The sequence below is a fragment of the Chitiniphilus eburneus genome, from assembly GCF_005048205.1.
In the GTDB taxonomy this organism is placed as follows: Bacteria; Pseudomonadota; Gammaproteobacteria; order Burkholderiales; family Chitinibacteraceae; genus Chitiniphilus; species Chitiniphilus eburneus.
The window spans coordinates 80,679-95,363 of sequence record NZ_SUMF01000009.1 but is presented as its reverse complement, the minus strand read 5'-3'; the positions used below and the strand labels follow the sequence as shown (position 1 = coordinate 95,363).

At 64.7% G+C, this 14,685-nt stretch carries 10 protein-coding genes; 7 read left to right on the top strand and 3 right to left on the bottom strand.

Annotation, left to right across the window (positions count from 1 at the left end):
* Positions 1 to 338: 338 nt before the first annotated feature.
* The 3 genes from FAZ21_RS10205 to FAZ21_RS10195 all read left to right on the top strand — a co-directional run bounded on the left by FAZ21_RS10205 (position 339) and on the right by FAZ21_RS10195 (position 5,049).
* The gene (locus FAZ21_RS10205) at positions 339 to 3,161 is read left to right on the top strand and encodes an aconitate hydratase (protein WP_136773342.1); all 2,823 of its coding nucleotides are present in this window, start codon (positions 339 to 341) and stop codon (positions 3,159 to 3,161) included.
* Entirely contained in the window at positions 3,158 to 4,282 is a 1,125-nt protein-coding gene (locus FAZ21_RS10200) for a PQQ-dependent sugar dehydrogenase (RefSeq protein WP_136773341.1), read from the top strand. The genes FAZ21_RS10205 and FAZ21_RS10200 overlap by 4 nt, the downstream gene beginning before the upstream one ends.
* A 311-nt stretch (positions 4,283 to 4,593) precedes the next feature.
* On the top strand, positions 4,594 to 5,049 hold the full coding sequence (locus FAZ21_RS10195) for a VOC family protein (RefSeq protein WP_136773340.1): 456 nt from the start codon (positions 4,594 to 4,596) through the stop codon (positions 5,047 to 5,049).
* A 746-nt stretch (positions 5,050 to 5,795) separates the two neighbouring features.
* Here FAZ21_RS10195 and FAZ21_RS10190 read toward each other — a convergent pair.
* On the bottom strand, positions 5,796 to 6,245 hold the full coding sequence (locus tag FAZ21_RS10190) for a DUF4124 domain-containing protein (protein ID WP_169307341.1): 450 nt from the start codon (positions 6,243 to 6,245) through the stop codon (positions 5,796 to 5,798).
* A 246-nt stretch (positions 6,246 to 6,491) separates the two neighbouring features.
* On the opposite strand from FAZ21_RS10190, the gene FAZ21_RS10185 reads away from it, so the two are divergent.
* Together FAZ21_RS10185 and FAZ21_RS10180 are read left to right on the top strand one after the other, a co-directional pair.
* The gene (locus FAZ21_RS10185) at positions 6,492 to 7,664 is read left to right on the top strand and encodes an AGE family epimerase/isomerase (protein WP_136773338.1); all 1,173 of its coding nucleotides are present in this window, start codon (positions 6,492 to 6,494) and stop codon (positions 7,662 to 7,664) included.
* Between the two features lie 392 nt (positions 7,665 to 8,056).
* Entirely contained in the window at positions 8,057 to 8,473 is a 417-nt protein-coding gene (locus tag FAZ21_RS10180; protein WP_136773337.1) for an ArsR/SmtB family transcription factor, read from the top strand.
* Positions 8,474 to 8,821: 348 nt separating this feature from the next.
* On the opposite strand, the gene FAZ21_RS10175 is transcribed toward FAZ21_RS10180, so the two are convergent.
* Positions 8,822 to 10,333 (bottom strand): DNA recombination protein RmuC, encoded by a 1,512-nt coding sequence (locus tag FAZ21_RS10175; protein WP_136773336.1) that lies wholly within the window; start codon positions 10,331 to 10,333, stop codon positions 8,822 to 8,824.
* A gap of 293 nt (positions 10,334 to 10,626) precedes the next feature.
* Between FAZ21_RS10175 and flgA the strand changes: the two genes are divergently transcribed.
* Positions 10,627 to 11,319 (top strand): flagellar basal body P-ring formation chaperone FlgA, encoded by a 693-nt coding sequence (gene flgA / locus FAZ21_RS10170; protein WP_169307340.1) that lies wholly within the window; start codon positions 10,627 to 10,629, stop codon positions 11,317 to 11,319.
* A 6-nt stretch (positions 11,320 to 11,325) separates the two neighbouring features.
* Here the strand turns inward: flgA and FAZ21_RS10165 are convergent, their stop codons facing one another.
* Entirely contained in the window at positions 11,326 to 13,527 is a 2,202-nt protein-coding gene (locus FAZ21_RS10165; protein ID WP_136773334.1) for a diguanylate cyclase, read from the bottom strand.
* A gap of 149 nt (positions 13,528 to 13,676) precedes the next feature.
* Here FAZ21_RS10165 and FAZ21_RS20570 point away from each other — a divergent pair, with 149 nt between their 5' ends.
* Entirely contained in the window at positions 13,677 to 14,600 is a 924-nt protein-coding gene (locus FAZ21_RS20570; protein WP_136773333.1) for a bifunctional riboflavin kinase/FAD synthetase, read from the top strand.
* The last annotated feature ends 85 nt before the right edge of the window (positions 14,601 to 14,685 follow it).

Here is a 14,685-nt window from a genome sequence, read left to right as displayed (position 1 = left end):
CCTGGCGCGCTGCGCCCGAAATGCGCCGAACCCGCAGGGCTGGGCCGAAAAAACACCATCCACTGCGTTGCACTCCTTGCCAATAACTGGTTATTGCCTGCGTCATGCGCCTGGTGGCTAGTGCTTTTTCGGCCCAGCGCTGCCGCGAAACAGGTGACGACACGCCCTAACACGGGATGGCACCCTGTCGTGGCGGCAATCCGACGCTTGCTTTGTCACGGTTCTGGGCAAAGATGAGTAAGTTTGTGAACAACACCGCTTCCGCGTAGTCGCACAGCAAAGAAAGCGCCGTGCGGTGACACCACCCGCCGGGACGTCAGCCAAACAAGGAGCCCGCCATGCCCCATGATCTGCACCACACGCTCAAGACCCTCGCCCTGCCGTCCGGCAATACGCTGTCCTACTACAGCCTGCCCGCGCTGGAAGCGGCCGGCGTCGGCCCGGTGAGCCGCTTGCCGGTGTCGATCCGGCTGGTGCTCGAATCGGTGCTGCGCAATTGCGACGGCAAGAAGGTGGCCGAGGAGCACGTACGGCAGCTTGCCAACTGGCAGGCCGTCGCCGAGCGGGTGGAGGAAATCCCCTTCGTCGTCGCCCGCGTGGTGTTGCAGGATTTCACTGGCGTGCCGCTGCTGGCCGACCTGGCCGCGATGCGCAGCGCAGCCGATGCGCAAGGCAAGAACCCACAGGTGATCGAGCCGCTGGTGCCGGTCGATCTGGTGGTCGATCACTCGGTACAGGTGGACGTCTACGGCCGGCCCGACGCGCTGCGGCAGAACATGCTGCTGGAGTTCGCGCGTAACCGCGAGCGTTACCAGTTCATGAAATGGGGCATGCAGGCGTTCGATACCTTCAAGGTGGTGCCGCCCGGCGTCGGCATCGTGCACCAGGTCAACCTGGAGTACCTGTTCCGGGGCGTACAGATCAAGGATGGCCTCGCCTATCCCGACACACTGGTCGGCACCGACAGCCACACCACCATGATCAACGGCGTGGGCGTGGTCGGCTGGGGCGTGGGCGGCATCGAGGCCGAGGCCGCCATGCTGGGCCAGCCGGTGTATTTCCTCACGCCGGACGTGGTGGGCGTGGAACTCAAGGGCGCGCTGCGCGAAGGTGTCACCGCCACCGATCTGGTACTGACCGTGACCGAACTGCTGCGCCGCGAAAAGGTGGTGGGCAAGTTCGTCGAATTCTTTGGCGAGGGCACGGCCAGCCTGACCGTGACCGACCGCGCCACCCTCGCCAACATGGCCCCGGAATACGGCGCCACCATGGGCTTCTTTCCGGTGGACGACAAGACCATCGCCTACCTGCGTGGCACCGGCCGGCTGGAGGCGGAAATCGAAGCCTTCGAAGCGTATTTCAAGGCGCAGAGCCTGTTCGGCGTGCCGCGCACGGGCGAGATCGACTACACCAGGACGGTCTGCCTCGACCTTGCCGGCATCGTGCCCAGCCTGGCCGGGCCCAAGCGCCCGCAGGACCGCATCCCATTGCCGGACATGAAAAAGACCTTCGCCGCGCTGTTTTCGGCCGCGCCCGCCAGCAATGGCTTCGGCAAGGATGCCGCCACCCTGGCGCAGCGCGTGGCGGTGGCATTCGCCGCCACCCAGCCGGCGAGCGAACCCCGGCAGGAAACCCCGGCCGGTGCGCCGCGCCACGAGCGTGAGATGGTGGATAACCGCCCGACGCCGGATCGCATCGATACGGGACACGACGTGGGCGTGGACCTGGGCCACGGCGACGTACTGATCGCCGCCATCACCAGTTGCACCAACACCTCCAACCCAGGCGTGCTGCTGGCCGCCGGCCTGCTGGCGCGCAAGGCCGTGGCGCGCGGGCTGACCGTCCGGCCACATATCAAGACCAGCCTGGCGCCGGGCTCGCGCGTCGTCACCGAATATCTGGAAAAGACCGGCCTGCTGGAACCGCTGGCGCAACTGGGCTTCGCCCTGGCCGGCTATGGCTGTACCACCTGTATCGGCAACGCTGGCGACCTGACACCGGAACTGAATCAGGCAATCACGCAACACGACGTGATCGCCGCCGCCGTGCTGTCGGGCAATCGTAATTTCGAAGCGCGCATCCACCCCAACATCCGCGCCAACTACCTGGCCAGCCCGCCACTGGTGGTGGCCTTTGCCATCGCGGGCACGGTGAACATCGACCTGGAGCACGATGCACTCGGTACGGGTAGCGACGGGCAGCCGGTCTACCTGCGCGACCTCTGGCCCGGCAGCGATGAGATCAACGCCTTGTTGCCTTACGCGCTGGACCCGGAGGTGTTCCGCCGGCTGTACCAGGATTTCACCAAGGATCTGGACTTGTGGAACGCGATTCCCGCCCCGGTCGGAGAGGTGTATTCGTGGCCGGAATCCACTTATATCGCCCGCCCGCCGTTCTTCGACAGCTTTTCGATGCAGACCGGCACCATCGGCGATGTGAAAGGGGCGCGGGCATTGCTGATCCTGGGCGATTCGGTGACTACCGACCACATCAGCCCCGCCGGCTCGTTCGGCGAGAACACGCCCGCCGGGCAATACCTGCGCACGCATGGCGTGGCACGCGTCGATTTCAACAGCTACGGCAGCCGGCGCGGTCATCACGACATCATGATCCGTGGCACCTTCGCCAATGTGCGGGTGAAGAACCTGATGCTGCCGGCGCACGCCGACGGCACGCGCATCGAAGGCGGCTTCACGTTGCTGGACGGGCAGCAGGTCAGCGTCTTCGATGCCGCCACCGCCTACCAGCAGCGTGGCATCCCCACCGTGGTGATTGCCGGCGAGGAATACGGCACCGGCTCCAGTCGCGACTGGGCGGCGAAAGGCACGCAGTTGCTGGGCGTGAAGGCCGTGGTGGCGCGCAGTTTCGAGCGCATCCACCGCAGCAACCTGGTAGGCATGGGCGTGCTGCCATTGCAGTTCAAGGGTGAGGACAGCGCCACCACCCTGGCATTGACCGGTGATGAGACCTTCGATGTCCTGGGCGTGGACGACACGCTCAAGCCCCAGCAGGACCTGACGCTGGTGATCCACCGCGCCGACGGCACCACCCAGCACGTGCCGGTACGCTGCCGCATCGACACCCCCATCGAAGTGGATTACTACAAGCACGGCGGCATCCTGCCCTTCGTGCTGCGCGATCTGCTGGCGCACGCCGCATGAGCGCCCGGCTCGCGCTGGCCGGCGTGCTGCTCGCTCTGCTGCCGCTGGCGGAAGCGGGCCTGAAACCCACGGTGGACCATCGCCATACCGTGGAAACCGTTGCCACCGGGCTGGAACACCCATGGTCGCTGGCTTTCCTGCCCGATGGCCGCATGTTGGTCACCGAACGACCTGGCCGGCTACGCCTGATCGACCGCCAGGGCAAGGCAGGCCCGCCCGTGGCGGGCGTGCCGGCCGTGTACGCCAGCGGCCAAGGCGGCTTGCTCGATGTAGCGCTTGACCCCGCCTTCGCGCAAAACCGGCTGCTCTACCTCAGCTATGCCGAAGCTGGCGAAAACGGTCTGGCCGGCACCGCCGTGGCACGCGCCAGGCTGGCGGAAAACGGCGCCCAGGCCAGCCTGCAACAGTTGAAGGTGATCTTCCGCCAGCAACCCAAGACACCGGGTGGCAACCACTTCGGCAGCCGGCTGGCCTTCGCGCCCGACGGCAGGCTGTTCGTCACGCTGGGCGAGCGCCAGCAACGCGATCACGCGCAAAAGCTGGACATGACCCTGGGCAAGGTGATCCGCATCGAGCCCGATGGGGCCATTCCGGCCGACAACCCCTTCAGATCGAAGGCCGGTGCACTCCCGCAGATCTGGAGCTACGGACACCGCAACCCGCAGGCGGCGGCGATCAATCCCGCCAGCGGCAAGCTGTGGACAGTGGAACATGGCGCGCGCGGTGGCGACGAGGTGAATATCCCGCTGGCGGGGAAAAACTACGGCTGGCCCATCATCACCTATGGCCGCGACTACACCGGCTTCAAGATCGGCGAAGGCACGGCCAAGGCCGGCATGGAGCAGCCCATTTACTACTGGGACCCCTCCATCGCGCCCTCGGGCATGGCGTTCTATACCGGCGACCGTTATCCCGGCTGGCACGGCAGCCTGCTGGTGGGGGCGCTCAAGGACCAGATGCTGGTGCGACTGTCGCTGGACGGCGAGCGCATCGTCGCCGAAGAACGCCTGCTCACCGACCTGAAACAACGCATCCGCGACGTACGCCAGGGGCCGGACGGCTGGGTCTACCTGCTCACGGACGAAGACGACGGCAAGGTATTACGGGTGCGGGGGCGGTAACGCTGAAAACCAACGTCCTGAAACCCAAAGGATGCGGAAAACACAGCGTCGCGCAGAAAAAAAAAACGGAATCCGCTTTGACCGGGATTTGGCCCTCACGCCGGGCACAAGCATCGCAGTAATTACTGAAGCGCCTTCTCAGTTTTTCTCTGTGATGCGCTGTGTTCTCCGCGTCCTCTGGGTTTTCAAGACATGGATTTTCCTAGCCGCCCTCGCCATTCATCAGTACGCCCCGCTGCCCGTCTGCCTGACGGCGTTGCCCTGGCAGGGGCACCTAAGCTGGTAGCCCCCGAAACCCACGGAGTGATCCGATGAGCGTCCAAGCGATTCCCACCGGCTATGAGGGCGTGGTGCCCTATCTGTTTGTCCATGACGGCGTCGCCGCGCTGGACTTCTATCGCGACGCCTTCGGCGCCGAAGAGTTGTTCCGCATGATGCATCAGGGCCAGCTTGGCCACGCCGAGGTCAAGATCGGCGGGCGCGTGGTGATGCTGGCCGCCGAATACCCGGACATGGACGCGCTGGGCCCGCTCGCACGCGGCGGCAGTACTGTCGGCCTGATGGTGTACGTGCCGGACTGTGATGCCGCCTGCCAGCGCGCCGAAGCCGCCGGCGCCACGGTTCGCAACAAGCCGGAAAACAAGTTCTACGGCGACCGCAGCGCCACGGTGGTCGATCCGTTCGGCCACGTCTGGTATCTCTCCACCCATGTCGAGGACGTGCCGCCCGATGAGCTGGAACGCCGGATGAAGGCCGAGTGCGGTTGAGTGCGCCTGCCGACCTTGCATGCAGCGAGGCAGATCAGGGCACAGCAGGCCTCCGGCAAAGCCGGATGCTCGAGGTCGGTGGCAGGCCAGGAACGGCGCACCCTGTTTGATTCCACTCCCCCCGCCCTCGCCGCCGCGAGGGAGCCTCGCTGTGCTCGGTCAGTAGCTTCGGCCCCTGTGCATTGTGCCTGCCGACCTTGCATGCAGCGAGGCAGATCAGGGCACAGCAGGCCTCCGGCAAAGCCGGATGCTCAAGGTCGGTGGCAGGCCAGGAACGGCGCACCCTGTTTGATTCCACTCCCCCCGCCCTCGCCGCCGCGAGGGAGCCTCGCTGTGCTCGGTCAGTGGCTTCGACCCCTGTGCGTTGAGCCTGCCGACCTTGCACGCAGCGAGGCAGATCAGGGCACAGCAGGCCTCCGGCAAAGCCGGATGCTCGAGGTCGGTGGCAGGCCAGGAACGGCGCACCCTGTTTGATTCCACTCCCCCCGCCCTCGCCGCACGAGCCTGGGCGACTTGGCCTTCCCACAGTGAAAATCGAGCGGCAGCAGGCCCCCGGCAGAGCCGGGCGCTTGTTGTCCTGGGTATGCCTGCATCGGCTCTTCCTGTTTGATTCCACTCCCCCGCCCTCGCCGCCGCGAGGGAGCCTCGCCGTTGCTCGATCGGCGGCTGCGGTCGGTGTGAACGAGACAGAACCCCAATGAAAAACGCCTGCATCTGCAGGCGTTTTCATGAAGCGAGGTACGGCCTTACTGGCAGTTTTTCTTGATCGCCTCTTCGGTTTCGGCCAGTTCGCGCTTGCGTTTTTCCGCATCGACAAACTCGACATTGCCCTTTTCGTTGATGGCCTTGTAGAGCTTGTTGTTGTTGAGGAAATCGTTGCGCTTGCGCGCGGCGTCGCAGGCGGCCTGATCCTTGGGCGGCGCCGCCGCGGCAGCGGGGGCGGCAGGCTTGGCTTCGGCGGCGCCCGGCACGGGCGAAGGCGCCGGTGTCGCAGCATCGGTGCGGGCCTCGTTACGGTTCGCCGGCAGCGAACTGACCGGCAGCTCCTTGGTATTGATGACCTGCGCCTTGTTCTGTCCGGGCGGCGGCGTATCGGAATAGTGCACTCGCCCGTCAGCATCCTTCCACTTGTAGATTTCCGCGCTGGCAAAGGCGGCCACGCCACACATCAATACCAGCATCATCGTCTTTTTCATCAGTTGTCCCCTTTTGAGGCGGCCCGCCCCGGCTCCGGCGCATTCGTCCATACTGCTGCAATCGCTCTAGCTTTGTTCCGCGGGCAATGCAAGCCCTTGTAGCACCTACAGACCCGTCAGCGCACGCAGCTTACATTATCCGTACCGGCTTTGCCCGCGCCTGACCGGCGATCCGGCCAAAGAAGCCTTCCATGCGCCCGCCCGCCGCCACGGGGCCGGCCATCCGTCACTTTCGAGGACTGTCCGATGAATCCGAATTTCCGCCAACGCGATTTCCTGCTCGACCACATCCGGCACACCATGGCTTTCTACGACCCTCGGGTGGTCGATCCCGCGGGGGGATTCTTCCAGCATTTCCGCGACGACGGCAGCATCTACGACCACGAAACCCGCCATCTGGTTTCGTCCACCCGCTTCGTCTTCAACTACGCGATGGCCTACCGGCAGTTCGGCAACCCGGAATACCAGGAGCGCGTGCGGCACGGCCTGGCCTTCCTGCGCGATGCGCATCGCGATCCGGCAACCGGGGGCTATGCCTGGGTCCTGCGCGGTCGCGAAGTGGTCGATGCCACGCGCCATTGTTATGGCATGGCCTTCGTGATGCTGGCCTATGCCTGCGGCGTGAAAGCCGGCATTGACGAGGCGCGCGCCTGGCTCGGCGAGGCCTACGAGGTGATGGAACGGCATTTCTGGCTGCCCGAGCATGGCGTCTACGCCAGTGAAGCCGCGCCCGACTTCACCCTCACCGACTATCGCGGCCAGAACGACAACATGCATTCGTGCGAGGCGATGCTGGCCGCCTACGAGGCCACCGGCGAGGCCCGCTACCTGGAGCGCGCGCAATTGCTGGCCAGCAACTTTACCCGTCGCCAGGCGGGCTTCACCGGTGGGCAGGTCTGGGAGCATTTCAAACCGGACTGGACCCCCGATCTGGATTACGCCAAGGGCGACAAGACCAATATCTTCCGCCCCTGGGGGTTCCAGACCGGCCATCAGACCGAATGGGCCAAGCTCCTCTTGATCCTGGAGCGCCACGCGCCGGCCGACTGGCTGCTGCCGCGCGCGCAGGAACTGTTCGACCACGCGATGCGGGATGGCTGGGACGCCACGCACGGCGGGCTGATCTATGGCTATGACCTGGAAGGCAAACCCTACGACGAGGACAAGTATTTCTGGGTGCAGGCCGAATCGTTCGCCGCAGCGGCGCTCTTGGCGGCACGGACCGGCGATGAACGCTACTGGGCCTGGTACGACCGCATCTGGGCGTATGCCTGGCAGTACTTTGTCGATCACCAGTACGGCGCCTGGTTCCGCATTCTCACTCCCGATAACCGCAAGGTGGACGATCTCAAATCGCCCGCGGGCAAGACCGACTATCACACGATGGGCGCCTGCTATGAGGTGCTGAACGTGGTCTGACCCCGCTTGGCGCTGGGACGGGAATGTTGAAAAACACCGATCAGGGTACGCCCTATCGGTGTTTTTTCTTATGGGACAAGCGCATAACCGCTGGCAAAATAAGGACTTGCAAACGTTTCGCTTTGGGCGAGCCGGCTTGCAAGCTTCATCTCTCTCCTCTGATTGGCGCACGCACGAGCGTGCGTTTTTTTTGCCATGTGCATCGAGATGGACGCTTCATTAATGAAGTTTAACGATGCTTCGCCGGTGAAATCCTTTATAAACCGCCCAAGCGGGCTTACTGCCCAATTCCCCCGCCTACCACGCCGACCGGCCCCGACGCACAGCTCAACCATGCTGTAAGGCCACGCGATAACCCATGGTAGGAGTTTCACCCGAGAGAGGAGCTTCCAATGTCCGCATCGCAACACAGCATCAGCCCCAAGACCAACGGCACCGAGCCGGCGCTCAGCGCCATCAACCTGTTGCAACGCGACCTTGATTCCGGCTTGTTCAAAGCCCTGTCCGAACCGACCCGCCAGCGCATCGTCTCGGTGCTGCTGCAACATGGCCGGCTGAGCATCATGCAGATCAAGGCCTATTTCCCGCAGGATCGCTCCGTCGTATCGCGCCATCTCAAGTTCCTGCGCGAATGCGGCCTGGTGATCTGCACCCAGGAAGGCCGTTATTCGTACTATGAACTGAGCGGCTCCGAGATCATGCGCAAGCTGCAAAGCATCCTGGGTCACATGCAGATCCTGATGCGCAACTACTACCCCGAACAGTGGGCCTCGTTCGAGAAGCAGCAAGGCGAACAGCTCGCCGCATAAAAAAACGGGATGGCCGCAAGGCCATCCCGGGAGCAATGGCATGGTGGACAACCATGCCGGGGGGTGCGTAGCAAACGCTACGCCGTGAACCATGCGTGCATCGTAATGCAGCAATAACAGCTCGTATGCAACCTGGAACAAGCTTGCTGAATCCAGACTGCCAGTAAATTTCACACAGTTGACAATATAGAAGCTAAATTGCTGCATAGCAACATGATTACTGATAGACGCCGGCTTTCCCCCACCACGCGGTTCCGCATATCGGCACACCGCTGCGACACCCAATGAAAAACGCCACCTCGAGGTGGCGTTTTTCATTGCGGCAGCAAGGATCGGCGGGCCGCCGCGCTAGTCCACCAGAGCCTGCGATACAGGCTCCGGTACCGGCTCCGGCAAGGGGGCCGCGACGGGCTCGCCCTCCAGCGTCACCTGTTCGATCTCATTGAAGCGTTTGGAGATCTTTTCGCTGGTGATACTGACCTGCTGGACATCGTCGTTGGCCTGGCGGATATGTTGCGCCAGCCGCTTCATGCGATCGTCGAAGCGGTTGAACTCCTGGCTCAGCCGGCCCAGCGCATCCTTGATGATGTGCACCTGTTTGCGGGTTTCCACATCCTTGATCACCGCGCGCGCCGTGTTGAGCACTGCCATCAGGGTGGTCGGCGACACGATCCAGATGCGCCGGGCCATCGCGTACTGCACCAGTTCGGGATGGTGCGCATGGATCTCGGCAAACACTGCCTCGGCCGGGATGAACATCACGGCGCCGTCGGCGGTCTCGTTGGGGATGATGTACTTGGTGGCGATATCGTCGACATGCTTCTTCACATCGGCGACGAACAGCCGCGCGATCAGCGTGCGGTTCGCGCCCGGCTGATACATGCGGTGGTAGTTCTCCAGCGGGAACTTGGCATCCACCGCCACGGTGCCGGTGGGCTCGGGCAGGTGCAGGATGCAATCGGCCCGGGTGCCGTTCGACAGGGTGGCCTGGAGTTCGTAGACCTGCGCCGGCAACACATTGCGCACCAGGTGTTCCAGTTGCACCTCGCCAAACGCGCCACGGCTGCGCTTGTCGCCCAGCAGCTCTTGCAGGCTGACCACGTTGGTGGTCAGGCCATCGATCTTCTTCTGGGCCTCGTCGATGGTGGCCAGCCGCGCCATGACGCTGGCAAAGGTTTCGTTGGTCTTCTTGAAGCCTTCGTCCAGTCGCTCGGTCACCTTGCCGGAGATCTCGGCCAGGCGGCCATCGGCGGTCTTGGTCAGCTCGCCCACCGTCTGCGTCAGGCGCTCGGTGTTCTGCGCCAGCACCGCTTCGATCTTCGCCATCTCGCGCGCCGACTGTTCGGCCAGCATGGTGGACAACTTGAGCAGCACGTCCTCGCGCAAGGTGTCCTGCTTGCTCTGCACGGTGCCGGAAATCTCGGCCAATTGGTGCTGCGCCTGCTCGCGCGCCTCCGCCAGGCTGGTGGTCAGCGAAAGGCGCAATGTAGCCAGCGAATCCGTCAGTGCGGTTTGCAGGCGGCTTTGCGCTTCGCGCGTTTCCTTCATCTCGGCCCCGACGGCGCCACGCAGGCGTTCGAAGCTTTCGCCCATGCTGTCGCGCAGGCGGTCACCGGAGCGGCTGACCACCTCCTGCAACAGCGTGCCATGCTGGGTCAGGCCCGCCTGGATCAACTCGGTCTGCCGCGTCAGGCCCGCATGCAGGTCGGTCAGCATCGCGCGATGCCGTGCCTCCATGTCTTCCTGCAAGGTGGCCAGCACATCCTGCTGGGCGCGCGCCAGGTACTGCAGGCGCACCACCACCAGCGCGCCGGCCAGCAACACCATCAGCGTGGTCAATCCGAAAAGCATTTCCAGCATGTTCGTACATCCTCAGACATCGGCCTCGGGGAGGCCGACAGGGGTAACGGCGTTTCAATGTGAAATCGCCACGTGCACCCATGGTCCACAAGCATGGGCCGGGCAAGAAAGAGCAGGCGACCAGGCGGCACCCGGTGGGACGACAGGTCATCCGCCACGGTTTCGACACCTTGCGACCAATGCGCCGTCCGGATGTCGAAGCGCGCGCCAGGACAGGGGCATGGGCCGGGAAGGCCCTATGCCAAATTAGCCCGAATTGTAGGCCCTGCGGCCCGGTCGTGTATCATCCGGCCATGTCCGATCTCACCGCGCGCACGCTGCGCCTGATCACTTTTTGCCTGGCAAGCCCATTTGTCTTCGCCGCCCCGCAGGACTTGCGCGCGGTGCAGGACGCGGTTGCCAACTGGCTGGATGTGCAGCTTGCGCCCACGCCAGGCGCCAGCTACCGGCTGGGCGAAATCGACAACCGATTAAGACTCGACGGCTGTCTGCAACTGGATCTGCAATTGCCGCAGGGCTATCGCCTCGTGGGCAAGACCATGGTCCGGGTCCGTTGCATCGAAGGCGCGCGCTGGGCTGTCAACTACCCCGTGACCGTCTCCATCCTCGCCACCTACTATGTGGCGGCGCGTCCCCTGGCCAGTGGTCGTACCTTGCAGATGGGCGATCTGGCACCCCAACAGGGCGATCTGGCGCAACTGCCCGGCAGCGTCATCCTCGACCCGGCGATGGCCGTGGGGCGGGTGCTCAACTCCGCGGTCAGCCAGGGGGGCGCGCTGCGCGGCGAGATGCTGCGCGCCGCGACCTCGGTGCGCCAGAACCAGCGCGTGCGGGTGGTGTTCCACCTGGATGGCCTGGAGGTCACCAACGAAGGCGTGGCGCTGAACAATGCCGCCGTGGGCGAAGTGGTGCGCGTCCGGGTAGGCAACAACCAGATCGTTTCGGGAGTCGCGCTGGAAAACGGCAGGGTGCAGGCGTCGCAATAGCCCGCGCTAGCCGGGCAAGGCGTCCGCCGCCCAGCACAGCCGATCGCGCCCGGCATGCTTGGCCGCGTAGAGTGCGTGATCGGCATGGTCGATGAGCGCTTCGGCGCTCAGGTTGCCGCCGGCATGCCAGGCCAGCCCCACCGATATCGTGATCCGGCCCAGCTGGCTATCCTGCCAGGTCACCTGTAACGCCCTCACCTCGTCCATCAGCCGCTCCGCCCAGGCCAGCGTGCCGTCCCGACTCACGTTGGGCAGCAAGGCGGTGAACTCCTCGCCGCCAAAGCGGCAGATGATGTCCTCGGCACGCCCCAGTTGCCGCAGGCATTGCGCCAGCGCCACCAGCACTGCGTCGCCCGCTTCGTGTCCGTAGCGGTCGTTGTACTGCTTGAAGTGATCGATATCGATCATCGCCAGCCCCAGCGGATGCCCACCGCGCCGGGCCCGCGCCAGTTCACGCTGCATGCATTCGTCCAGGTAGCGGCGGTTGTAGAGGCCGGTCAACGGGTCGGACACCGATTGCAGCCGCAGCGTTTCGCGCAATTGCAGGTTGGCCAGCGCCAGCGAAATCTGCTCGACCGCCGACTGCGCCAGTTGCCGTTCCGGCTCCGTCAGCCAGGGGCCGCGATCCGGCTGAGGCGCCCAGACGGTGAGCAGCCCCAGGTTGCGGCCTTGCGCGGTCATCGGCACGCAGAGCGTTTCGTGCCGCGAGCGCATCATGTGGTGGCGGCAGCGCGCCGGATGGTTGTCGGCGCCGCGCCAGTGTACCTGGCCCAGCCGCAGTGCCCAGCAGTCGTCGGTCTCGATGTCGTCGCCCTCGACGGCCCCCTCGCCCCAGCTCGCCTCCAGCGCCAGCATGCCGCCGGACGGCCGATTGACGAACAACTGGCCGGCACCGCCAGGAAACAACTGCGGCATCTGGTTGGCGATGACCTCCTTGGCCTCGTCGAACGAGCGGCAGCAATCGAGCATCCGCCCCAGATCGCGCAGCAGGGTGACTTCCACGTTGCGGCGACGCATGGCCTGCATGCCGATCTGCAATGCCCCGTTAGCCTGCCGCAGCGCATCGCTCACCGCTTCGCGTTCCTCCACTTCGCGCGTCAGGCGCTTCTGCTGCTCGTTCAGGGCCTGCGCGCCGCGCAGCAGGCGCCACACCGCGCCGAGAACACCAACGCACAGCAGCAGCACCACGGTGAAGAACGCACTGGCCAGGCCCAGCAACACCGCGCCGTCGCGCTTGCGCAAATCGATCTGCGCATCCAGTGCCGCCAGTTGATCGCTCATGCGGGCCAGCCCGGGTTGCCGTTCATCCTGCGTGCGCAGTTGATGGATGATGTCCGCTTCGTTCTCGATACCCGACAGCGTCACCTTGTAGATTTCATACAGCAACGCGCCGCTTCCTCCGATCATCGCCACCAGCAGCACCCCGCCCAGCAACCCCAGGTGCCAGCGGCGCCACACTACCGCGGCGCTGGCGCCCGACTGGGGTGCGATGACCGAATACAACGGCGCCAGCAGGGCGACCCCCATCAACAGGAAGGCGAACAGCCCGATGCCGATGCCCAGCAGGATGTTGTCGTCCAGGGCGGAAGTCGCGGTGCATAGCGCGCCCGGCGCGAAATGCGCGGCCTCCATCGAGGTGTAATGCATGCCGGCGATGGCCACGGCCATCAGCAGCGCGCCACCGATGCGTTGCAGCATGCGATGAGGGAGATCGCGGCGGCTCAGCCTGGCCCCTAGATGAATCGCCGCCATCGATGCCAGCACCGCAATGGCCATCGACTGCGCCATCCATAGCCAGTCGTAGTGGATGGGGGGCGACATCCGCATCGCGGCCATTCCCACGTAGTGCATGGCGCAAATGCCCGCGCCGGCCAGCAACCCGCCAAAAGCGGCCTGCCGCCAACTCAACCGTTTGCGGACCGCCAGCAACGCCACCGGCAAGGCGGCAAACAGGGCAAGCAGCAGCGACAACAGCGTGATGGGCAGGTCATAGGCAATGTGGATCGGCAGGCGGAAGGCAATCATGCCGATGAAATGCATGGACCAGACGCCGCACCCCAGCGCCACGGCGCCGCCCGCCAGGGCGGCACGGCGTGCCCAGCCCTGCTGGAAGGCTGCGCGCCCGATCAGGTCGAGCGCGGTATAGGAGGCAAGCAGCGCGACGACAAAGGAAAGCGCCACCAGCCATTGGTCGTAATCGCCCGACATCGACCTCTCCCGCGAGCCATACCCTCAAATATTAGGAAAATCAAATATTGATCACCAATGACGATCGCACCGTCCAGGCACGGCGAACTGACAAGAGGTCGCTTCACCGCTAAAATGTCCGGTTTTGCAAAGGATTACGCGCGAGCGCCATGCGTCTTCTTCGCGGTACGGCCCTAGCCGCCCTTCCCCCCTGTGCTCTGACCATCGGCAACTTCGATGGCCTGCACCTCGGCCATCGCGCCATGCTCGCCGAACTGCGCGGCGCCGCCGCATTGCGCGGCCTGCAAACCGCCCTGCTTACCTTTGAGCCGCATCCGCGCGAGTTGTTCGCGCCCAAAAGCGCGCCCACCCGCCTGACCAGCCTGCGCGAGAAGATCGAACTGCTCTCGGGCGAAGGCATCGACCACCTGGTCATCCAGCGTTTCGACACCCGCTTCGCCGGCATCGAGGCGCTGCATTTTCGCGATCACATCCTCGCGCGCGAACTGAACACGCGTTATCTGCTGGTTGGCGACGACTTCCGCTTCGGCGCCAAGCGTGCCGGCGACTTCGCCTTGCTCAAGGCTTCGACCGCATTCGAGACCCATAGCCTCGCCACCGTTGCGCTGGATGGCGAACGCATCTCGTCCACCACGGTGCGCGATGCGCTGGCCGACGGCAATCTGGCGCATGCGGCCGATCTGCTGGGACGCCCCTATTCGATTTCCGGCCGCGTGGTCGGCGGCGACAAACTGGGACGCGAGCTGGGCTTTCCCACCGCCAACATCCAGCTGCGCCACAACCGCCCGCCGATGCTGGGCATCTTCGTGGTCAGCGTGGAAGGGCTGGAGCGCAACTACCAGGGCGTCGCCAGCCTGGGCGTGCGCCCCACGGTGAAAGGGGCCGATGCCAGCCCGGTACTGGAGGTCTACCTGTTCGATTTCGATCGCCAGATCTATGGCGAACACCTGCGGGTGAACTTCCTGGCCAAGCTGCGCGACGAAGTGAAGTTCTCCGGCCTGGAGGCCCTGGTCGCGCAGATCGGCAAGGACTGCGACGACGCCCGCGCCTGGTTCGCGACGAGGGGCCAATGAACCGCCGCCCGGGAACCGCCCACCCAACGCTCATCCGGGACGCTGGATAAACCGCCGTCCCACCCATACCTCTTACGGATCTTCC